Origin of the sequence: Pantoea sp. sgz302252 (assembly GCF_042610525.1) — a bacterium.
Classification (GTDB): Bacteria; Pseudomonadota; Gammaproteobacteria; order Enterobacterales; family Enterobacteriaceae; genus Erwinia.
The window spans coordinates 137,862-158,196 of sequence record NZ_JBHDVM010000008.1 but is presented as its reverse complement, the minus strand read 5'-3'; the positions used below and the strand labels follow the sequence as shown (position 1 = coordinate 158,196).

Below are 20,335 nucleotides of genomic sequence, written 5' to 3'. Positions count from 1 at the left end.
ATTCTTTCCCCTGTCTGTTTATCACATCGTCATGCCCCACCTTTGCAGATGGGGCTGCTGTTTTACATGGTCATCCGGGCGTTAGCGACCATTAATTGCCCTAAAGCAATACCGCCATCGTTAGCCGGAACCTGCTGCTGTACATAAACAGCGAAGCCGCCCTGTTTTAACGCTGTGTAGGTATTAGCCAACAAATATTCATTCATAAATACGCCGCCGCTGAGCACGAACTGGTGAATGTTATGGGCCTTAGCGAGGCGCTGGCATAGCTGGTATGTGGCTGCCACCATAGTGGCATGGAAGCGGCGCGAAAGCTGCGCGGCGCTCTGCGTCCCCTCAAGCAAACAGGCTACTATTTCGGCAATCATCGGCCGGTAATCAAGACGCAGCAATTCCTGATCTGCCACGAATTCGCAGGTGAAAACTTCCGCCTCGGCAAGATCGCGGCCAAGCAAGCCTTCCAGCTCAATAGCGGCCTGAGCTTCGTAATCAATTTTGCCGCGCACGCCAATCAGTGCCGACACGCCGTCAAATAACCGCCCCATGCTGGTGGTTTTTACGGTGTTAACGCCGCGCTTTAGCATGGTCAGCAGCACATTGATCTGGTCGGCTTCCAGCGCCTGGAGAAACGGCAGCGGCAGATGACGCGCTTCATCACCAAAGGTTTCGAACAGCAGGCTTAGCGCCACGCGATAAGGCTCCTTAACCGCTTTATCACCGCCCGGCAGCCCAAACGGATGCAGGCTGGCGACGCGACGCGCCTCCCGATAGTCGCCCAGAAGAAATTCACCGCCCCAGATGGTGCCGTCATCGCCATAGCCGGTGCCGTCAAATATCACGCCGATGGTCAGCCCTTCCAGCCCGTTCTCTGCCATACAGGAAGCCATATGCGCGTGATGATGCTGAATGCGGTAAAGCGGCAGATCGTCACGCTCTGCGAGATAGCGCGCAGAGCGAAACTGTGGATGCAAATCCGCCGCCCTGGCCGTTGCCTGAATATCTAATAAGTGACCAAGCGTTTTCCCACAGAGTTCATGCGCGCTAAAGGCCTTATCATTTTTAAGATCGCCAATATGCTGGCTGAGAAAGACCTGATCTTTGCTGGCAAGCGCCAGCGTGGTTTTCAGCTCCGCGCCCACCGCCATAATCGGCTGTAGCTGCTGGCGAACCTGCACCGGATAAGGCGCATAGCCGCGCGAGCGCCGGATTAGCATAGTCAGCGTTTCCCCGCAGCGGGTTGGCGCCAGCCGCACCAAAGAATCGTCAACGCGGGTATGAATATCGCGGTTATGCAGGACAAAGCCATCCGCAATCTGTCCCAGCTCAGCAACTGCATCTTCATTGCGGAACACTATCGGGTTACCTGAGCGATTAGCGCTGGTCATGACCAGAGCCGGCAGTTCTGCGTCATCCAGCAATAGATAATGCAGCGGCGCGGAAGGCAGCATGACGCCAAGCGAAGGATTTGACGGCGCGATAGCATCGGGCAGCGGGCAATCGCTGCGCCTTTTCAGGATAACGATGGGTCGCTGATGAGATTGTAAAACGCGTTCTTCTTCCGCGCTGACCTCACAGAAATATCGCGCTGCGGCGACATCCCTGACCATAATGGCAAAAGGCTTGCCGTCGCGGCGTTTGCGCTGGCGCAGCAAATTGACGGCGCTTTCCTGAGTGGCATCTACCGCAAGATGAAAGCCGCCCAACGATTTTACGGCCAGAATATGCCCTCTGCGCAGCATATCGCGGGCCTGGGCCAGCGGCTGAGCGTGAGCGATTTCCAGTCCTACACTGTCCGCAAGCCAGGCTCGTGGCCCGCAATCCGGGCAGGCGTTTGGCTGCGCATGGTAGCGGCGGTCGGCAACATCCTGATATTCCTTCTGGCAGGCTGCGCACATGGCGAAAGAGGCCATAGTGGTTTGCTTGCGGTCATAAGGCATATCTTTAATCAGGGAGAAACGCGGGCCGCAGTTGGTGCAGTTAATAAACGGATATAAATAACGGCGGTTCGAACGATCGAACATTTCCTCCAGGCAGTCAGCGCATACATTCGCATCTGGCGGCACCACCGTCATGGTGGTTAATTTTTCGCGGCTTTCTTTAATCACAAAAGAAGTATATTTATCAGCAACTCTTTCCGGCGTCGTCTCTACACAGGAGACAATTCTTGCCATCGGCGGCTTATCTTCCAGTAACTGCTTTTTGAAATTACCGTAGTTTTCAATGCTTCCCTGCACTTCAATAAGTACGCCTTCGGAATCATTCAGTACCCAACCGGACAAATTATTTATTAACGCGATTTTATGCACAAAGGGGCGAAAACCAACGCCCTGTACCACGCCGTTGACTCTTATTTGTTTATGTATGGACATAATTTATTTTGCTGGATAGCCACTATTATCGGGAACAGGTAACGGCAAGCGGCGGGCCAACCAGGCTGGCCCGCTACAACAACGCTTTAAAATTAACAGAGGCGAGGCAGTTCAGCCCCAACCAGCTGTTCTAAGGTGTAGGCATCGCCATCAGGCTGGCACATCATAACCGTGCTGCCGGCTTCGGCGCTGACTTCGCCGACGATAACCGCGTTTTTTGACTGGTCGAATTCGCGCAGGAAATTGACCACTTCATCCGCCTGCTCAGGACGCACAAACAGGCACAGGCAGCCTTCGTTAGCTAAATGGATAGGATTTACGCCCAGCATATCCGCCGCCATTCGCGTCTCGGCCTGGATCGGCAGCTGTTCTTCTTCACAGCGCACCACATGCCCTACCGACTGGCTATATTCGTGCATCACTTCGCTGAAACCGCCGCGCGTTACGTCACGCATCGAAACCACCGCAGACGCCAGAGAAGAATTCAGCAACGCTTCGATAATATTGTTCAGCGGCGCGCAATCGCTTTTAACTCTTTGCTCAAATCCCAGACCTTCGCGGATAGAGAGCAAATGGATAGAGTGATCGCCGATATTGCCGCTCAGAATAATTTTGTCGCCGCTGCGCACGTTCTGCATGCTTAAAGGCTCACGCTCGAAAATGCCGATGCCGGTGGTATTCAGGAAGATTTTATCCGCCTCGCCGCGTCCGACAACTTTAGTATCGCCCGCCACGATTTTTACGCCTGCTTCGCGGGCAGTATCACGTACAGAGATAACAATGCGTTTCAGGTCTTCGATTAAAAAGCCTTCTTCGATAATCATCGCCAGCGTGATATATAACGGTTTCGCGCCCATCACCGCCAGATCGTTTACCGTGCCGCATACGGCTATTTTGCCAATATCGCCATTACCGAAAAAAACCGGTGAAACCACAAAGGAGTCGGTGGTCATAGCGATTTTGCCGCTGCCGATATTCAGGATCGCGCTGTCTTCCATTTTGCCAATATGCACCTCGCCCAAAAGCTCGGTCATAGTGCGAATAAGATCCTGACTTAATTTTGCGCCCGTTCCATGGTCGAGAACAATTTTGTCCTGCTGGTTCATTTCGTGCTCGCTCTGGCTTAGGGAATTTTGACTTCTTTACGCGGCAGATGGCCTTTCTCGCTGAGCGTCTGCAGAATATCATTGCTGGAACAGACGGTGGCGCAGTAGCCCGCCAGCCAGGTCAACGCGCGCTGCTTATCTTCATCCTGAGCGGAAACTACGCCGTCGGTCGGCACCCAAACGTTATAGCCACGGAAGAACGCATCAGCCGCCGTAGTCTGCACGCAGATCTGCGTCTGCATACCGGTAATAATTACCGTGTCCACATCGTTTTGTTTGAGGATTTTATCCAGCTCGGTCTCATAAAAGCCGCTGTCTTTATTTTTCTCGACCACGATATCGGCCGGGTCTAAAAACTCGCTGATAATATCCGCGCCGTGAGTCCCTTTTTGTACCGGCAGGAAGCCGTTGTAACGCTCAACGTTCGGATCGTCCGGCAGGTTAACCAGCTGCAGATGAACAATCATATGGCCCATTTCACGCATGTTATTCATAAAAGAAACAAAGCGTTCTTTAAAGGCATCAACCGCCGCAATACGTTCAGGATTTTTTTCTACCAGGTCATATTGCAGATCGTTGGTCAGCACAGCAATTTTTTTCATTGGTTCACCTTTTTAAAAAATAGAGGGAAAGCGCTACACTTCAAACATTAACTTCTCTTCTTCGAGCTTTAATAAAAGCTCTTTGTCTTTTTCAATCTGTTGCACATCATCGTGGGTCAGAATAACTTTTAGCGGGCAGGTATAAAGGTCAACGGTTTCCGCTATCGCTTCGCCTGGTTTTACATACCAGAAAGCGTCAAAGTAGGAGGGCATATTTTCTACAACGGTTTGCCCACGAATCGCTTTCAGCTCGCCGCCTTCGCCAGAAATATAGAAGTGGATCAGTATTTTCTTATCCAGCTGCAAAGGCTCATTAGCACGACGATAAAAAGAAGCCCTGTCGACATAAGAATCTACCAGCAATTCTATTTGCGACCATTTCGCGCACTTCTGTACTACCGCGGGGATATTACCGCCGTGCATACGCGCACCAACTTCGACCAGTACCGGCTCGCCGTTACTGATAATAATCTCGCTGTGGCCCGCGCCCTGGTGGATATCCAGCGCCTTAAGCACCTTATCGTTATAGGCGATCAGTTTTTTTGCTACAGGGTCGTCGAGTTCCAGAGCACGGATAGCGCGATAAACAAAAGCGACGTTATTTGCCGCTACCTTGTCGTAGACAAAGACGTTGCAGGTGACGGTTTGCCCATCAAGCGTAACGGTATCCACGACATATTCGGGGCCGTCCAGAAACTCCTGCACCAGCGCGAAAGCGTTTTCCTGCTCGAACTTGTTCAGCTTGCCTAAAATCAACGAGCAGGCGTATTTCACCTCATCAAGGTCATTGCAGATGGTAACGCTATCTGAACCGGCGGAGTTCACGGGCTTAACCACTACCGGAAAGACCTTATGTTCTTCAACCCAGCGCAGGATCTCATCCGCGCTGGCACTCATTTTTTGCAGCGGCGCACGTAAGCCTGCCGCGCGTACCGCTTCGCCCATAGCGAATTTGTCGCGGCGTCTGTCGCTGGTAAAGACGTTATTACCCGGTACATCCAGCAAATCCGCTATGCGATCCGCTAAGGCCACGCTGGTTTCCAGACAGGAGACCACCGCCTGTATATTTAAGCGGCTTAGCGCCCGAGCAATTTTTTTAGCGTCGCCATCAAAACGGATTTCCATAAAGAAGTCATCGCGACGGTAAGAACCAGCAAACACAGCAGGAATTGTTTTTTGCGAAATAAGCGCGATACATTCCAGCCCGCGTTTTTTAAATTCTTCGGCTAATAGCGCGCCGCTGGAAAAGGGATCGACAATAACGGCGAAACGTTGCAAAGCTACAGCTGACTGATTGGTATTGTCCATATCGGCGCACCCCTGATTATTAATAGCTAATTTAAATGATATTTATTTTCACAGGGCAAAGGCGTGCCGGTGACGGCGAAAGTGATTCGCCTTTATTTCAGTTCCGGGGATAGCTATTCTTTTATAAAGTTAAGACTACCCTTCTGCACGCATTTTGGCCCGGCGCATTTGGCGAGCGGAGGAAAAACCGGCTACCAGCGAGGCTTTTTCAACGCCCATGCCGCTTTGAATATATTGTTGCGCAATCGCCAGCCGCATCTGCTCATGAAACTCACGCACGCTGATACCAAGATGCTGGCGGAATAAACGCGACAGATGGCGTGAGCTAACGTGAATAAGTGCGGCCAGCTCTTCAATATTCCAGTTTTTTTCCGGCGAAATCGCAATAATATCCTGAGCGCGATGAATAACCGGATGATGGTGGTGCCGGAACCTTAGCCAGGGCGACATTTGTGCATCTTCCCCGGCACGAGGGAAATAAACCACCATTTCTCTGGCTACCTTCATCGCTTCCTGCGGGCTGCAAAAGCGATGAACCAGATGCAGCGCTAAATCAATGCCCGCCATAATACCTGCGCAGGTACAAACGCCTTTATCTTCAATAAAGATGCGGTCTTCTTTCACCAGAGCCGCAGGTGCCAGCGCACGCAGCCGATCCAGAATATCGTGATGAGTCGTACACTGGATGCCGTCCAGCAGGCCGGCTCTGGCCGCTAACAGCGCCCCGGAACAGATGCAGACAATATTGAACGCCTGGCGCTTTATCTCTTCCCGCCATCCTTTCAGCCACTTCAGCGTGACTAACGCCTCTTCGGTATCGAAATCCACCAGCGAATTAGTGACGCCGGGCAGCACCAGCAAACTCCCTTCAGGCAGCTTTTCCGGCAGGGGCTTGAGATCGCCAATCATCATCCCTGTCGAACACTGCACGCTCGCCTCAGGGCTAATATAATGAATTTTGAAGTGATCGCCTGCCAGCTGCAGCGTTTCGGCTGGCCCGACAATATCCAACATCATCATATTCGGTAATATTAAGAAGAAGACATCTACGCTCATGGTGCTCTTGTTCCGTCTGTAGCCAGATAGCCTGCATCTTAATAGATTCCGGCTGAGAGCAGTACCGCTTCTTGTTAAATCTATAATGCTTGTTAATGAGTTGAATTTGAAGGCCATAAACAGACATGTCGCTGTCCTTGACGGACAAGATGCCGCAGCAGGAAACCACAGGCGCTAATTAGCTATAGCAGGAAAGTAAGCGCCCGTTTGTTTTTTGTTCACTGCGTTGAAAATACCTGACGAGATCCTGCCCGGCTAACGGCTTTGTTGCCGGGAAGAAAAATCGTTTACTGCACGTCAGGCATTCATCAAGACGGCGAGCGGTAACGTGAAGGCCAGATTTTCTCCGGCCTTACGCCCAGGGCTTCGGCAATCAGCCTTTCGCCTTTCGGCCAGTGGCGGTTCAGGGCGTTCGCCAGCGTAGAGGAGGCCAGCCCTGCCCGCCGCGATACGGCAGAGAGCGAGGTGCCTTTCTTTTTCAACCCGGCAATGATGTCTGCCGGATGCCAGTCCTTGTCGATTTTTTTCATCATCCTTGTCCGTTTCCGTCGGGCAAAACTTGTTGAGTATCTCTAAACAACTACGATGTTAAGTAATGCTAAACAGTAAGTCAATGTATGACATTGATGGTGCTATGAATGATCCCAGCTCGCCTTAAAGCGGCCCGACTACGTGCTTGCCTGACTCAGGAAAAGCTGGGCGTCCTGGCGGGCATCGAGGAAGAAACGGCGCGCTCCCGCGTTTCGCAGTATGAAGGCGGCATTCATCGTCCTACCTTTGAAACCATGTGCGCTTTCGCTAAAGTGCTGAACGTACCGGAATGTTATTTTTATACCCTTGATGCAGATTTTGCCGAGACCCTGCTGGCGCTCTGGCTAAAAACCCGCGCTGAAAAAGACGCATAAGTCCTGCCCCTGTCGTTCCCTTCTGCCCGTCGCCCTTTTCAGATTATTGCTGTACTGCCCGGCATGCCTTGCCCGACGGGCCTGCGTCGTTGATTCAGCCGTCGCCGCCGCCAAAAAAAACCTCGCCAGGCTTGATCGTTTCCCATAAATGATAATACTGTATTTATATACAGTCATTTACGGAACAACCCCATGAATTTACTTCGTCCTGCCGAAGTGCGCGCGCTGGTGCGCCTGCCGCTCTTTCTGGCCAGAGTCCCCTGCGGCTCGCCTTCCGGCGCACAAGATCATATTGAACAGCGCCTGGATTTAAACGATCTGCTGGTGCAGCGGCCGGAAAGCACCTATTACATTCGGGTCAGCGGCGACTCTATGCAGGACGCCGGTATTGATGATGGCGACCTGCTGGTAGTGGATAAAGCTATTACTGCGGAACATGGCGATATTGTGGTGGCAGCAGTTAACGGCGAGTTTACGGTGAAAAAGCTACAGCTGCGCCCCTGTGTCAGGTTGCTGGCTATGAATGCGGCCTGGCCGCCGATCGAACTGGCGGAAGAAGAGCAATTAGAGATATTCGGCGTCGTGACCTTCACTATTAAAGCGATGGAGTAAGCATGCTGAAAAATCGGGTTTACCGCGCCTGCGCAACGTCCGCACCGCCGCCATTAGCGGCCTCTCATCAGCTCAAATTCCTGGCCGACAGGCTGCAGGATCTGGTGCCAACCAATGATGACTGCTACCTCAGCGCCTGTAACGGCCTTTTCTGCATTATCGACCGCTATCGGCCTGCCGTAGCGGGCAGCCGCGTGCTGCTCGACATCGCGGGCCGCTGCGAGTGGGCTATCGCCCATTTTGCTCCGGAAAAGTTTGTCACGATGTCAGGCGAAACGATCGAGGGCAAAGGCCTGCATGAGGCGACTATTCTTGGCGTGGTCATTCAGGAAGTGATCTCAACCCGTCAGCGCTGCCTGCCAGGGCGACCGCATATTTAGGATTATTTGCGGGTTTGCAAAGCGATAGCCAGGGGTAATAATCCCGGACAAAGCGCTAAGGCAGGATTTGCCTGCTCAGGAAGAGCGCGGAAAAAGGATTTTTACTATGCCCGTCATTCTGGTCATTGACGACCATCCGGCGATCTGCTTCGCCGTTAAGGCCATTCTCACGCCGCTTGCGGAGACAATCCATACCGCCACCAGCGGCGCTAACGCGCTTTCCGCTATCAAAGCGCAGCGGCCTGACTTAGTGATTCTGGATATTATGCTCAACCGGATGGACGGCTTGCAGCTGCTGCAGCATATCCGACGTCAGGCAGTGAACGTTCAGGTTGTCATCTATACCAGTTTGCCAACGGAAATCTATGCGCCGAGAGCAATGCGCGCAGGCGCGGCGGCTTTCTGTAATAAAGATGCGGATATCCGCCAGCTGGCGCCGCTGTGCCAGCTGGTGTTGCAGGGCTACAGCTGTTTTCCGCAGGGCACGCTGCCCACCACGTCGGTTGCGGTAACGCCTGTCGAGGATCCGCTGGCTGCGCTTTCCGACCGGGAGCTGACGGTTTTACGTTATCTGGTTAGCGGCATGAGCAATAAAGAGATCGCATCGCGCCTGCTGCTGAGCAACAAAACCATCAGTACTTACAAACGGCGGCTGCTCGACAAGCTGCAGCAGGAAAATATCGAGTCGCTGCGCGCGCTGCTTGCCCCTCAGCCAGCGGGGTCGGACAATGATTAACTGGCTGCTTTTATTCTTTTTGTGCCTGCCTGCGCTGGCGGCGGAGCCTCCGGCCTGGCGTGAGCTGCAGTTGACCAGCCGCGAACAGATCCAGCTTTCCGAACCGCCGTTAAGCCAGGCCGACTGGCAGTGGCTGCGGCATAAACGCGTGCTGCGCTACGGTTTCGCGGCGCCGGAATACGCACCTTACGACATCAGTACCGGCTACCACGATTATGATGGCCTGAACGCGGAATATCTGAGCCTGCTGGCTTTTAACCTCAATATCCAGATTGTGATATACGCCTATGCGGATCGCTCGCGGCTGTTGGCGGCGCTGGCAGAAGGCGAAATCGACCTGATCGGTAACGCCAGCCAGCAGGATCGCGGCATACTCTTGACTCGTCCTTACCAGCCTTCAATGCCCGCGCTGGTGGAGCGTACAGAAGGCCAGCCGGTGGCGGAAAAGCGGATAGCCATTGAGCGCCTGTATCGCCATCGTAAAAGCCTGGCGGGCTACGTCAGCGGCAATACAATCCGGGTTTATGATTCGCCTCGTCTGGCGCTGGAGGCGCTTTCCTTTAATCATCTTGATGCCTGGATCGGCGACGCCACGGCGGCGCGCTATCTGATCAACCAGATCAACCTGACCAATCTGCGGCTGCAAATTCTGACCCAGGAAGAAGGCAGCGGCTTTTGCTTCGGCCTGGCCGCGCAAAATCAGCGGCTACAGGCGATCCTCAACGCCCTGCTCGCCGTTATGCCGCCAAATATGCCTGCCGCTTTTATCGGCCGCTGGCGGGGCGGCGCGCCCTCCTCCTTCGCCGCGACCAATCAGCTCTTCTCCTCGCAGGAAAAACGCTGGCTGGAAGAAACGCCGCTGGTCAGGCTGGTGGTCAACGACGATTACGCACCGCTGCACTACTTTGACGACACCGGCCATTTCCGAGGACTTACTGCTGACATTATCAGCGCTATAGCGGAACGCACCGGGCTGCGATTCACGCTGATCCGCGCAGGCAACCTGCCGGCGGCGCTGGCCGAAATAAAAGCAGGCCGGGCCGACGCTATCGCTGGCGTACCGCGAGACACCGTCTGGCCTAACGGTTTGCTGACTACGCGGTCGTGGCTGCAAAATTCCTGGGTGCTGGTTGGTTATTCATCCGGTCAGGAGACGCGGCAGCTACGCAACATCGCGCTGCCCGATGGGCATCGGCTGGAGGATGTGTTGCGGGAGCAGTATCCGCAAAGTCAGCCGCTGGCTTTTAAAACCGCGCGGGAAGGGCTGGAAGCGGTAAAGGATCGCCGCGTGGAGGCGCTGGCGCTGCCGATGATGGAAGCACGTTATCTGCTGGCGCAGCAGCCGGAGCTGGCGATTCTGAACGGGCTGAATACCGACCAGGCGCGCTTCGTATTTGGCGTGGCGGCCGATAAATATCCGCTGGCGACCATTCTTGATAAGGCGCTCTCCAGCCTTACGCCGGAAGAAATGCATGCCATGACGCGTAGCTGGTACAGCAGCGTTACGCGTATAAACAGCGAAAGCCTGCCCGTACCGCTCTTCGATCGGGCCACGGTGCTGGCGGCGGTTTGTTGTCTGGCGCTGCTGCTGGGGCTGTGCGGCTATCACCGCCGGATGCTGAGCCGCCAGCAGGCGTTGACATCGGGCTACAGGCAGGCGAAGCAGCAAGCGGACGAGGCCAACCGGGCGAAAAGCACTTTCCTGGCGACCATGAGCCACGAAATCCGTACGCCGCTCAACGCCATTATCGGCACGCTGGAACTGGCGCTGCGCCAGCGTCAGCAGGGCAAAGAGGCCGATATTCCGCTGCTGACCCTCGCCCACGAATCGGCCCACTCTCTGCTGGCGCTGATCGGCAATATCCTGGATATTTCCCGCATTGAGAGCAACCGCCTGATCCTGCATCCGGCCCGAACCGACTTACGCCAGCTGATTGAGACCGTCGCTATGCTGTTTGAAGGCGTCGCCCGGCAGAAAGGGCTGCTCTTCCGGCTGGAAATAGAAAACGGCATCGCTGGTGACGTGCTGACGGATGCGGTGAGGCTTAAACAGGTGCTGTCGAATCTGCTCGGCAACGCCATCAAATTCACCGCGCAGGGCCAGGTGACGTTCAGCGCCCGGCTAATCACCAGCAGCGAGGAGCGGCTGGAAGTCTGTTTCCATCTTGCCGATACCGGCCAGGGCATCGATCCCGCCGTGCAGCAGCAGCTTTTTCAGCCTTTTGTGCAGGGCGGCCAGCCAGACGAAGGCGCAGGCCTGGGCCTCTATATTTGTCGGGTGCTGGTAAAAATGATGGGCGGGGAAATCGCGCTGGCCAGCCAGCCTGGCATCGGCAGCGAATTCAGCGTAACGCTTTCCCTGCCGCGCATGGCGAAGCTGTCGCTCCCGACAGCGCTACCCGAACCAGCCAAAGAGATGCCGCCGCTAACTATTCTGGTGGCGGAAGATCACCAGCCTGGACGCTTCCTGCTGCTGCAACAGCTGCACCACCTGGGGCATCGGGCAGTCCCGGCTGAAAATGGCAGGCAGGCACTTGAGCGCTGTCGGCAGCAGCATTTTGATCTGATTATTACCGACTGCCATATGCCGGATATCGACGGCTACCGCTTTATCCGCCAGTTGCGCCAGCTGGAAGAGGAACAACAGCAACCGCCCACGCTGGTCTGGGGAATCACTGCTGATGCGCAGAGCAGTGCTTACGAAGCCTGTATCAAAGCAGGAATGAATGATTGTCTGTTTAAACCGGTGGGGCTGAAGACGCTGAGGCTTAAGCTTCAGGAATTGCACGCGCCGCAGCGCGCCGTTTTTGACGCCAGCAGGCTGCCGGAAGAACTACGGTCGCCTGCTGTTTTCCGCGAATTTACTCAAACCCTGTTAGCCAGCCTGGAAGAGGATACGGTCACGCTGGCGGCGGAAAGGCAGCGCTCCCAATGGCAAAAAGAAGCGATAGCCGCGCTGGCGCATAAGCTGCTCGGCGGCGCGCGGCTGATGCAGGCGGCTGAGCTGGAGGCCGCCTGCCGCGAGCTGCACGCTGCGCCGTCGACTGAAAACATCGATAAGGTTTTGCAGGCGGCGAACCGGGCGATAGCCGCGCTGCACCAGCTTTCAGGGACTACAGAGAATGAAGCCGTTCCTACAAAACAATGAAGCCGCCGACGCGTTTTTACTTCTGCGCTATCGCGGTAGTCTGTGCTCTACGGGGCGGAAAGAAAAACGCCCGATTATGTCAACAGTCAAGGATGTCATCATGAATATGAAATCAAGTTTACTGATTCTGGTTTTGGGCACAGGCTTCAGCGGCATGGCTCTTGCCGACTGCGAGATTAAAATCAGCGTACTGGAGGCAAAAATCGCTACGGCGCAGGCGCACGGCAATACGGCGAAAGTCGCCGGGCTGCAAAAATCGCTGGCGCAGGTGAAAGCGAACTGCACCGACGACGCTAAGCTGGTGCGCGCGCAGGAAAAAGTCGCCAAACAGGAGGCTAAAGTCGCTAAAGCGCAGGCGGAAGTCGCCGAAGCACAGGCTGATTTAAGCGCGGCTCAGGCGGCCGGCAACAGCAAAAAAATTGCCAAATACCAGAAAAAACTGTTGGAGGAGCAGGCGGATCTGAAAGAGGCTCGAGCCGATCTGGCAAAAGCCAAAGCGGAGCTGGCCGCGCTGAGCTAAGTTCTTCCTTGCTGTTCAAGGCGCCGCTGGCGCCTTTTTGTTAGGGTTTCCAGGGATAAAACCGTTCACGGATGAGAGGCTTACTGCGGCTGATGCCGCTGCTGTTCGCTGCGGCTTTTGCCTGCGCGGCTGAAAGCACCCCGGTATTTATTATCGTCAACGAAAGCTGGCGCGGGTTCGTCACGCTCGACGTTGACGAACGTCGGCAGCCTTGCATTACTGCGCCGCTGCTACAGGAATGGGGCATGCTGCGCGGCGTGCTGGCTTCCCTGACGTTCTCCGCTTCCGGCTGCGTGCTGCCAGAGGCGCTGGCCCGTCATCAGATTCGCCTTTGGTATGTCAGCGAAGCGCAGGTACTGACGCTGCAAATTCCGCAGGACATACTCAATCATGTTACCAACGGCGTGGCCACCAGCCGCTGGGATGACGGCATCAATGCCGCCTTTCTCGATTACGACATCGGCTACACGCACTACACCGGCGTTAATTACGGCCTGCGCCAGCATTCGCTGGAGGTCGCCACCACCTGGGCACTCAACCTTGGCGCCTGGCGCTTTCGCTACCAGCCGGTCTGGAGCAAGGATATTTATAGCGATCCGCGCTGGCGGACAGAAAAAGCGAACGCGTTCCGTACTTTCCGCTCGCTACGCGCGCTTCTTACGCTCGGCGACGGCACAACGCCCGATAGCGTCTTCGACAGTGTAGACTACCGTGGCGTTAGCCTCGTCACTGACAATCGCATGCTGCCCGACGAGCTGCGCCCGCTTTCGCCCTGGATCCGCGGCTTCGCCCGTACCGAAGCGGAGGTAAAAATTCGTCAGTACGGCACGCTGATCTATCAAATCACCGTGCCCGCAGGCGCTTTCATCCTGAAAGATATCTATCCTGTGGACGCCAGCGCTGACCTTGAAATGACGATTAAAGAAGAAGACGGCACGGAAACCGTACGCACTATTCCCTATACCGCCATGCCCAATCTGGTACGTGAAGGCCAGTGGAAATATGCCGTCACCTTTGGCAACTATCGTCCCTATTATCTGCTGGACGAACAGCAGCCGCTATTCTCGCAAACCACGCTCAGCTATGGGCTGCCGGGCGATATTACGCTGTACGGCGGCGCCATGCTGTCGTCGCTTTATCACAGCGGCGCGATCGGCACGGGCAAAAGATTCGCGCAATGGGGGGCTGTCTCCATGGATATCGCTTTCTCGCAGGCCGCCGATCCTCGCCGTCAGCAGGCCGATCGCGGTACTCAGGCCCGCTGGCGCTATATTAAAGCCTTCTCCGACTGGCAATCCGCCTTTAGCCTGACCGCCGCCTGGTATCCTAAACAGCGCTACCGCAGCTTCAGCGAGGCGGTTTCCCAACAAACCCGCTACGGGTGGGACTGGGAAGGTGACCGCTTTATCGGCGAGTTTGGCACAGAGAAAAAGCATTCGCTCGCCTTCAGCTACAGCCAGAACTTTTCCGAAGAAGATAATCTTTATCTGACGCTGACCAGCAAGACGCTGCGCGGCAAAAAAAAGCGCGACAGGCTGCTGGAAGCGGGCTACAGCGGCAGCTACGGCGCTGTGGACTACGCGCTGGGCTTCAGCTGGCAGCAACGGCAGGGCGAGCGGGAACAGGCCCTGTTCACTTTATCGCTGACGCTGCCGCTAAAAAGCCTCGGCCTGCCGCACGCCAGGCTAAACCTGGAAAGCGGACTGCCTACCTCCAGCCGTAACGTGGGTGTCAGCGGCACGCTGCTGGAGGATTACAGCCTGAGCTATAGCCTCAGCAATACGCAAGAAAAGGGCGTAAACAGCACGCAGAAAATGAGCCTGAACTATCAGTACAATGCGGGCAACGCGCTCGGCATTTATAACCGGAAAAAACACGGCGGCAGCAAATACCTGGGGCTGACAGGCAGCGCAGTGCTGCATCAGGATGGCATTACGCTCGGACAAACTCTGGGCGAGACAGTGGCGCTGCTGGAAGTCCCGGAAACAGGCGGCATCGGCATTATCAACCAGTACGGCACTACTACTGACGCACGCGGTTTCGCGGTTATCGGCAATCTCACGCCATATCGGGTGAATGAGCTGATGCTGGACAGCTTTTCGCTGGAGGACGAGCGCAGCTTGCCGGATGCGGAGGCAGAGGTAGTGCCGACCGCAGGCGCTATTATGTATAGCCGCTTTAAAGCGCCGGTCGCCGCGTTTGAATAGCAGCGACCGGGAGGAAACTTACTTCGCGTAGGCTTCGGTGGTAATAGTCAGCTTCACTTCGTCGCTGACGGCTGGCACGTATTTATCCAGCTTAAAGTCAGAGCGTTTGAAAGTGGTGGTGGCGTCAAAACCAACCGCCTCTTTCTTCACCATCGGGTGCATGCCCTGCTTGTTCAGTACCGCATGCAGTACAACCGGCTTGGTGATGCCTTTAATAGTCAGATCGCCGTGTACGTCCAGTTTATCCTTGCCGGTGCTGACCACTTTGGTGCTCTTAAAGGTCGCATTCGGATATTTGGTGACGTCAAAGTATTCCGCGCCTTTAAACTCTTCGGTCAGCTTGTCCACATGCGTATCGATGCTGTTCAGCGGAATAGTTACGTCAACTTTAGAATCGCTGACTTTAGCGGCATCATAATCGATGTTGCCGGTGATATCAGAGAGATCGGCCGTTGGATGGGAAAAACCAAAGTGCGTCCAGGAAACCACTACGGAGGTATGTCCGCTATCCATTGCATAAGTGACCGGCGCAGCGGTAGAGAATTGTGACCAGAGCGCGGAGCTGATTAACAACGGCAGAGTAACTTTTTTGAGTAGCGACATGCGATTTATCCTTATTTTCACCGGAAGTGTTTAAGGATAGTGCAGGATTCTTTCTTTGCCCGATAGTGAAGATATTTGACCGGCTTTGTCAAAAAGATTAGGCAAGGACACGGGCTGGATCTTTTTTACGCCGTTGATCTTTAGCGATCGCTCACCGATCCAGGGAGAGCATACTGCTCTCCCTGCGTTAACTCAGGCGCTGGCGACAAAAGCTTTAACCACATCCTGCCAGGGCGTGGTCGCGCGGCCAATCAGCTTGCTCAATGTATGGCTATCGTCATACAGCGCGCCTTTCGCCGCGTTGGCATCGGAATCTGCCAGCATTTCTGCTATCGCCTCTGGCAGACCCGCTTTTGTCAGCGCGGCGGCAAAATCTGCCTGCGGGAGATCGAGATAGCTGACTTCTTTGCCGCTGGCTTTGGCTATCTCTGCCGCAAACTGCGCCAGCGTGTAGGCGCTGTCGCCCGCCAGCTCATAGATTTTATTCACGCTTTCTTTATCAGTCAGCGCTACGGCGGCCGCCTCCGCGTAATCCTGACGGCTGGCGGAGGCGATTTTACCCTCTTTCGCCGCACCGATAAAAACGCCGTGCGCCAGCGCGGGCGCGATGCTGGCAGCATAGTTCTCGCTGTACCAGCCGTTACGCAAGATGACGTAAGGAATACCGGAAGCGATCAGCGCTTGTTCGGTTGTGCGGTGTTCGCCGCCCAGGCCCATCGGCGTGCTGTCGGCATGCAGCAGGCTGGTATAGGCCAGCAGCTTCACGTCCGCTGCTTTTGCGGCGTCGATTACTGCCTTATGCTGCGCTTCCCGCTGGCCGATTTCGCTGGAAGAGATCAGCAGGACTTTTTCCACGCCGCGAAAAGCCTCGATAAGCGTTTGCGGTTGCGTATAGTCGCCCTGACGGATTTGTACTCCCAGCGCGGCCAGATCGGCCGCTTTTTCCGGCGAGCGTACAACGGCGACGATCTCTTCGCCAGAGGCTTTTTTCAGTAAAGCGTCAATCACCAGGCGGCCCAATTGGCCGGTTGCGCCAGTTACTGCAATCATGATGTGCTCCTTTTTAGCGAGAAAAGCGGATCCGGCCCGGCGCCGGAAGCCTTGTGTCCAACCAGACTATGCCATACACTAACAAAAAGTAAGTACTTACAGGTTTGTTAGTATGAAAAATAATGTTCCGGCTTCGCTGCGCGACAGGCTGCAGCGGGGTGAATTGCTAAACAGCGACTGCCCATCGCGCGAGGTATTAAAACGTCTGATTGGCCGCTGGAGTCTACTGGTGCTGCTCGCGCTGGATGAAGAGACGCTGCGCTTTGGCGAACTGCGCCGCAAAATTGGCGGCGTCAGTGAAAGGATGCTGGCACAGACGCTGCGCTTTATGGAAGAGGATGGCTTTGTCGAGCGTATCGCTTATGAGGTGATCCCGCCGCACGTCGAGTACAGACTCTCGCCGCTTGGCTATGAAGCACGCGATCGGGTTACCGGCCTTGCCGACTGGATAGAGACCAATATGCAGCAGGTTATCGATAATCGCCGCCGGTTCGCTAAAGCGGATAAAGAACTGGCTTAATCCAGCGTTACCAGACGCCCTTCTTTGGCGCTGAGCAGCGCGGCATCCAGTACTGCCAGCGTATGGATCGCCTCTTCCGCCGTCACTGGCGGCTCGCTGCCATTTTTAACCGCTGCGGCGAAGGCTTCATAGTAAGCGTGATAGCAGCCCTGTTCGGAAGGGATTTTTTCTTCACCCGCCGCCGTACGCAGCCTGCCCCACAGTTCAGGCTTTTCATAACCCCAGCCAGCCAGGTCGTCTGCCGGACGCTGGCCGGCAAAAATAGCCTGCGCCTGCACATCGCTGCCGTTCGCCACATAGCTGCCTTTGTCGCCATAAAGACGCAGATCGCGCGCGGCAAGGTGATTGAGTTTGCTGGATGAGAGATGCGAATGCACGCCGCTGGCGTGGAGCAAAGTAATAACGAAACCGGCATCGGTGCGGCCTTCCGGCCTTTCAACATAATCAAGCTGGGCGAAAACGGCTTTTACCGGCCCCAGCAGCCACAGCGTTTGATCCACCAGATGACTGCCTAAGTCGCGCAGCAGGCCGCCGCTTTCGCCGCCTTCCAGCGTAGCCGGATCGTCTAAATCCATGCGGTTATGCAGCCGCCAAACTTTGCCGACCCGCTGCTGCTCCAGTACTGCGCGCAGCGTGCGGATATCAGCATCGAAACGGCGGTTATGGTAAACGCCCAGCACCACGCCCTTAGCTTTGGCGGCTGCCGCCAGCTCGCGTCCGGTGGTTGCATCAGGCGCAAAAGGCTTGTCGGCAATAACCGCCACGCCTGCGGCTATCGCTTCCAGCACCAGCTCGCGGCGGGTTTGTGGCGGCGTAGTTATGGTCACGATATCGACGCCTGCTGCCAGCAGTTCCCCCAGGCTTTGGTAGACAGGGATGGTGGGAAAATCCGCTCTGACTTTTGCAATGGTCTTTGGCGCGCGCGCCACGATGCCAACCAGCTCCAGACCTTCTGCCGCCTGAATAAAGGGCGCATGAAAATGCTGGCCGCCCGTACCGTAGCCTACTAGTCCAATACGCATGTTGTCTCCCGCCTTTGCAAAATGGTTAATAAAATTCATATTATATATTTATGACACATTTCTTCCATTTTTTCAGGGGCGTACGTATAAAAAAAGGCCTTCATTATGAAGGCCTTTGCTAATCAGTTTACCGCTTTGGCGCGGCATCCGGATACATCGCTAATAACCGCCGCGTGACGCCGTTGGTCCAGCCAAAGCCATCCTGCAACGGATATTCGCCGCCGCCAGCCAATACCGGCGCGCGTCCGGCGACATTATATTTCTCTACCATTTTATGATGGCGATGATAGGTGGCACCCGTTACCTGAAGCCAACGCGCGGCTATTTCTTTTGCCAACAGCTCTTCGCCATAATTATTAAAACCTTTGATGGCCATCCACTGCATCGGCGCCCAGCCGTTGGGTTTGTCCCACTGCTCGCCGGTTTCCTCAACCGTGGTCAGTACGCCGCCAGGTGCCAGCAGATGCGAGCGAACGGCTGCTGCTGTCGCCACTGCCTGCTCCAGGCTTGCCATCCCGACATACAGCGGCGTAACCGTTGCCGCCGAGAAGGCGCCTTTTTCACGTTCGCGCCAGTTATAGTCGCGGTACAGTTCGGCCTGCGCATCCCACAACCACGTGTCTACCGCTGCACGACGACGTTCGGCTTTTTGCTGATACAGCGCCGCTGTCTCATGGTCATTCTTACTGGCAGACAGACGCGCGATGGTGGTTTCCAGCTTGTAGAGAAACGCATTAAGATCGATAGGGACTATGCTGGTGGTCTGAATGCTCTCCAGCCTTCCCGCTTCGCTCAGCCAGCGGGAAGAGAAGTCCCAGCCGGAAGCCGCGCCCGCACGTAAATCGCGATAAACCTCACTGGAAGGACGCGCCGAGTTACGGGCGGTCTCTACATCCTCAATCCAGGATTCATCACGCGGCGTATCACGATCGTCCCAATAGCGGTTTAGCAGCGAGCCATCCGCCATCATCACTACGTGACGAGATGCCTCGTTTGGCGTTAATGACTCTGCGCCATCCATCCAGAAAGCGTATTCGCGCTTGAGCTGTCTGAGATAGCGATGTGCCTTACTGACGCCATCCTTCTCGAACAGTTCGACCATTAGCGCGAAGACCGGCGGCTGTGAACGGCTCAGATAGTAAGTACGGTTGCCGTTCGGGATATGCCCGTAGGTATCAATCATCCACGCGAAGTTGTCCGCCATCTGCCGTAACAGCTCGTTTTGCCCGCTTGCCGCAAAGCCCAGCATGCTGAAATAGGAATCCCAGTAGTAAGTCTCACCGAAGCGGCCGCCCGGCACTACGTAAGGCTCCGGCAGCGGCAGCAGCGAAGAAAATTCCGAGTGCTTTTCCGGCTTGCGCGTCAGTACCGGCCACAGCGAATCGATATGCTCGCCCATACTTTTTTCGGGATCGGCAACATAACGGCTATCGTTGATTTTCGGCAGATCGAAATTCTCCAACACGAAAGCCAACAGGTTAAAATCTTCGCGCTCTCGCTGGATAAAGTAGCGGTAAAGGATCCGCTCCGGCTCGATTTTCGGCGCGCAGTCGGCGAAGGTTTTGCTGTCGCTAAAAATCCTTGCGCTTTGTACTGCTTCGAAAAGTTCCTGGTAGCGATCCGCAGGCGTCAGGATGTCAGGCGCAGGCAGACCCTGTATTGGTTCGGGTTGCGGCTCGGCCAGCATGTCCAGCGCTTCGTAATCGTGATAATAAGCCTCATAATCCGCCAGGTTATTGTCAATTAGCAGGTCGTTATGATTAAAAGTGATAAAAACCTCCTGATATTGATGATTGACAACGTGGTTATCGGTTTATTTTGCGTAAAAGATAAGTGTAGTACTCTCGTCTCATATTGCAAACGGCAAATAATATGACAGAAGATAAGATAATATTTCCGGAAATAAACAGAATTGCGCTTACGGATTATTTACAAAGAGTGAAACATCATTTTCATAGTCGATAAAAATGAAATAAATCAGCTACTAACCTGAGAGCAAGCAAAGCAATAACACTGATTCAACAAGGCCTGGACTCACTTTTTCATCCCTGCGCAAAGGCCCTTTCTGTACAAAAATCACCCAAAGAAAATGCGCACGCTGATTTTTTACGCTTTGAAAAAATATTCAACATTCTCATTTACATTATATTTAAAGCGCCTAATATTATGCCGCGCCAAATGCCGCTACGGC

General features: G+C 54.8%; 18 protein-coding genes. 8 read left to right on the top strand and 10 right to left on the bottom strand.

Annotation, left to right across the window (positions count from 1 at the left end; translation table 11 throughout):
* Window positions 1-62: 62 nt before the first annotated feature.
* The 6 genes from hypF to ACETPC_RS15895 form a co-directional block, all read right to left on the bottom strand.
* Window positions 63-2,369 carry a carbamoyltransferase HypF gene (gene hypF, locus ACETPC_RS15920; RefSeq protein WP_380182931.1) on the bottom strand — a complete coding sequence of 769 codons (2,307 nt, stop codon included), beginning with the start codon at window positions 2,367-2,369 and terminating at the stop codon, window positions 63-65.
* 92 nt (window positions 2,370-2,461) lie between these two features.
* Complete coding sequence (gene hypE / locus ACETPC_RS15915; protein ID WP_380182929.1) at window positions 2,462-3,475, bottom strand: hydrogenase expression/formation protein HypE; 1,014 nt, start codon at window positions 3,473-3,475, stop codon at window positions 2,462-2,464.
* Window positions 3,476-3,492: 17 nt separating this feature from the next.
* Window positions 3,493-4,077 carry a cysteine hydrolase family protein gene (locus tag ACETPC_RS15910; RefSeq protein ID WP_380182927.1) on the bottom strand — a complete coding sequence of 195 codons (585 nt, stop codon included), beginning with the start codon at window positions 4,075-4,077 and terminating at the stop codon, window positions 3,493-3,495.
* Between the two features lie 33 nt (window positions 4,078-4,110).
* Window positions 4,111-5,385, bottom strand: a complete 1,275-nt coding sequence (locus ACETPC_RS15905; protein WP_380182925.1) for an ATP-grasp domain-containing protein — start codon at window positions 5,383-5,385, stop codon at window positions 4,111-4,113.
* A 135-nt stretch (window positions 5,386-5,520) separates the two neighbouring features.
* Window positions 5,521-6,441 (bottom strand): GlxA family transcriptional regulator, encoded by a 921-nt coding sequence (locus tag ACETPC_RS15900; RefSeq protein ID WP_380182923.1) that lies wholly within the window; start codon window positions 6,439-6,441, stop codon window positions 5,521-5,523.
* Between the two features lie 308 nt (window positions 6,442-6,749).
* On the bottom strand, window positions 6,750-6,971 hold the full coding sequence (locus ACETPC_RS15895; protein WP_380183053.1) for a helix-turn-helix domain-containing protein: 222 nt from the start codon (window positions 6,969-6,971) through the stop codon (window positions 6,750-6,752).
* Window positions 6,972-7,079: 108 nt separating this feature from the next.
* On the opposite strand from ACETPC_RS15895, the gene ACETPC_RS15890 reads away from it, so the two are divergent.
* The 7 genes from ACETPC_RS15890 to ACETPC_RS15860 all read left to right on the top strand — a co-directional run bounded on the left by ACETPC_RS15890 (window position 7,080) and on the right by ACETPC_RS15860 (window position 14,949).
* The gene (locus ACETPC_RS15890) at window positions 7,080-7,346 is read left to right on the top strand and encodes a helix-turn-helix domain-containing protein (protein ID WP_380182921.1); all 267 of its coding nucleotides are present in this window, start codon (window positions 7,080-7,082) and stop codon (window positions 7,344-7,346) included.
* 192 nt (window positions 7,347-7,538) lie between these two features.
* The gene (umuD, locus tag ACETPC_RS15885; RefSeq protein ID WP_380182919.1) at window positions 7,539-7,958 is read left to right on the top strand and encodes a translesion error-prone DNA polymerase V autoproteolytic subunit; all 420 of its coding nucleotides are present in this window, start codon (window positions 7,539-7,541) and stop codon (window positions 7,956-7,958) included.
* Window positions 7,959-7,960: 2 nt separating this feature from the next.
* The gene (locus ACETPC_RS15880) at window positions 7,961-8,338 is read left to right on the top strand and encodes a hypothetical protein (RefSeq protein ID WP_380182918.1); all 378 of its coding nucleotides are present in this window, start codon (window positions 7,961-7,963) and stop codon (window positions 8,336-8,338) included.
* 106 nt (window positions 8,339-8,444) lie between these two features.
* On the top strand, window positions 8,445-9,074 hold the full coding sequence (locus ACETPC_RS15875; RefSeq protein WP_380182917.1) for a response regulator: 630 nt from the start codon (window positions 8,445-8,447) through the stop codon (window positions 9,072-9,074).
* The gene (locus ACETPC_RS15870; RefSeq protein ID WP_380182916.1) at window positions 9,067-12,222 is read left to right on the top strand and encodes an ATP-binding protein; all 3,156 of its coding nucleotides are present in this window, start codon (window positions 9,067-9,069) and stop codon (window positions 12,220-12,222) included. Before ACETPC_RS15875 ends, ACETPC_RS15870 begins: the two co-directional genes overlap by 8 nt.
* Before the next feature lie 100 nt (window positions 12,223-12,322).
* Window positions 12,323-12,742 (top strand): DUF1090 domain-containing protein, encoded by a 420-nt coding sequence (locus ACETPC_RS15865; protein ID WP_380182915.1) that lies wholly within the window; start codon window positions 12,323-12,325, stop codon window positions 12,740-12,742.
* Window positions 12,743-12,813: 71 nt separating this feature from the next.
* Window positions 12,814-14,949 carry a fimbria/pilus outer membrane usher protein gene (locus tag ACETPC_RS15860; RefSeq protein WP_380182914.1) on the top strand — a complete coding sequence of 712 codons (2,136 nt, stop codon included), beginning with the start codon at window positions 12,814-12,816 and terminating at the stop codon, window positions 14,947-14,949.
* A gap of 18 nt (window positions 14,950-14,967) precedes the next feature.
* Here ACETPC_RS15860 and ACETPC_RS15855 read toward each other — a convergent pair whose 3' ends face one another.
* Both ACETPC_RS15855 and ACETPC_RS15850 read right to left on the bottom strand, forming a co-directional pair.
* The gene (locus ACETPC_RS15855; RefSeq protein WP_380182913.1) at window positions 14,968-15,552 is read right to left on the bottom strand and encodes a YceI family protein; all 585 of its coding nucleotides are present in this window, start codon (window positions 15,550-15,552) and stop codon (window positions 14,968-14,970) included.
* Between the two features lie 192 nt (window positions 15,553-15,744).
* On the bottom strand, window positions 15,745-16,602 hold the full coding sequence (locus ACETPC_RS15850; RefSeq protein WP_380182912.1) for an SDR family oxidoreductase: 858 nt from the start codon (window positions 16,600-16,602) through the stop codon (window positions 15,745-15,747).
* Between the two features lie 112 nt (window positions 16,603-16,714).
* Here ACETPC_RS15850 and ACETPC_RS15845 point away from each other — a divergent pair, with 112 nt between their 5' ends.
* Window positions 16,715-17,122, top strand: coding sequence for a winged helix-turn-helix transcriptional regulator (locus ACETPC_RS15845; RefSeq protein WP_380182911.1), 408 nt, complete (start codon window positions 16,715-16,717; stop codon window positions 17,120-17,122).
* Here ACETPC_RS15845 and ACETPC_RS15840 read toward each other — a convergent pair.
* On the bottom strand, window positions 17,119-18,144 hold the full coding sequence (locus tag ACETPC_RS15840; protein WP_380182909.1) for a Gfo/Idh/MocA family oxidoreductase: 1,026 nt from the start codon (window positions 18,142-18,144) through the stop codon (window positions 17,119-17,121). The genes ACETPC_RS15845 and ACETPC_RS15840 overlap by 4 nt on opposite strands.
* A 127-nt stretch (window positions 18,145-18,271) precedes the next feature.
* Window positions 18,272-19,915 (bottom strand): alpha,alpha-trehalase TreF, encoded by a 1,644-nt coding sequence (gene treF, locus ACETPC_RS15835; protein WP_380183051.1) that lies wholly within the window; start codon window positions 19,913-19,915, stop codon window positions 18,272-18,274.
* Window positions 19,916-20,335 lie beyond the last annotated feature (420 nt).

Bases quoted from the DNA above. Each gene is read 5' to 3' on its own strand.
- ACETPC_RS15900 (WP_380182923.1), bottom strand. From the start codon at position 6,441: ATGAGCGTAGATGTCTTCTTCTTAATATTACCGAATATGATGATGTTG.
- ACETPC_RS15910 (WP_380182927.1), bottom strand. From the start codon at position 4,077: ATGAAAAAAATTGCTGTGCTGACCAACGATCTGCAATATGACCTGGTA.
- ACETPC_RS15870 (WP_380182916.1), top strand. From the start codon at position 9,067: ATGATTAACTGGCTGCTTTTATTCTTTTTGTGCCTGCCTGCGCTGGCG.
- hypF (WP_380182931.1), bottom strand. From the start codon at position 2,369: ATGTCCATACATAAACAAATAAGAGTCAACGGCGTGGTACAGGGCGTT.
- ACETPC_RS15890 (WP_380182921.1), top strand. From the start codon at position 7,080: ATGATCCCAGCTCGCCTTAAAGCGGCCCGACTACGTGCTTGCCTGACT.
- hypE (WP_380182929.1), bottom strand. From the start codon at position 3,475: ATGAACCAGCAGGACAAAATTGTTCTCGACCATGGAACGGGCGCAAAA.
- ACETPC_RS15855 (WP_380182913.1), bottom strand. From the start codon at position 15,552: ATGTCGCTACTCAAAAAAGTTACTCTGCCGTTGTTAATCAGCTCCGCG.
- ACETPC_RS15845 (WP_380182911.1), top strand. From the start codon at position 16,715: ATGAAAAATAATGTTCCGGCTTCGCTGCGCGACAGGCTGCAGCGGGGT.
- umuD (WP_380182919.1), top strand. From the start codon at position 7,539: ATGAATTTACTTCGTCCTGCCGAAGTGCGCGCGCTGGTGCGCCTGCCG.
- ACETPC_RS15850 (WP_380182912.1), bottom strand. From the start codon at position 16,602: ATGATTGCAGTAACTGGCGCAACCGGCCAATTGGGCCGCCTGGTGATT.
- ACETPC_RS15895 (WP_380183053.1), bottom strand. From the start codon at position 6,971: ATGAAAAAAATCGACAAGGACTGGCATCCGGCAGACATCATTGCCGGG.
- ACETPC_RS15860 (WP_380182914.1), top strand. From the start codon at position 12,814: ATGAGAGGCTTACTGCGGCTGATGCCGCTGCTGTTCGCTGCGGCTTTT.
- ACETPC_RS15905 (WP_380182925.1), bottom strand. From the start codon at position 5,385: ATGGACAATACCAATCAGTCAGCTGTAGCTTTGCAACGTTTCGCCGTT.
- ACETPC_RS15875 (WP_380182917.1), top strand. From the start codon at position 8,445: ATGCCCGTCATTCTGGTCATTGACGACCATCCGGCGATCTGCTTCGCC.
- ACETPC_RS15880 (WP_380182918.1), top strand. From the start codon at position 7,961: ATGCTGAAAAATCGGGTTTACCGCGCCTGCGCAACGTCCGCACCGCCG.
- ACETPC_RS15840 (WP_380182909.1), bottom strand. From the start codon at position 18,144: ATGCGTATTGGACTAGTAGGCTACGGTACGGGCGGCCAGCATTTTCAT.
- ACETPC_RS15865 (WP_380182915.1), top strand. From the start codon at position 12,323: ATGAATATGAAATCAAGTTTACTGATTCTGGTTTTGGGCACAGGCTTC.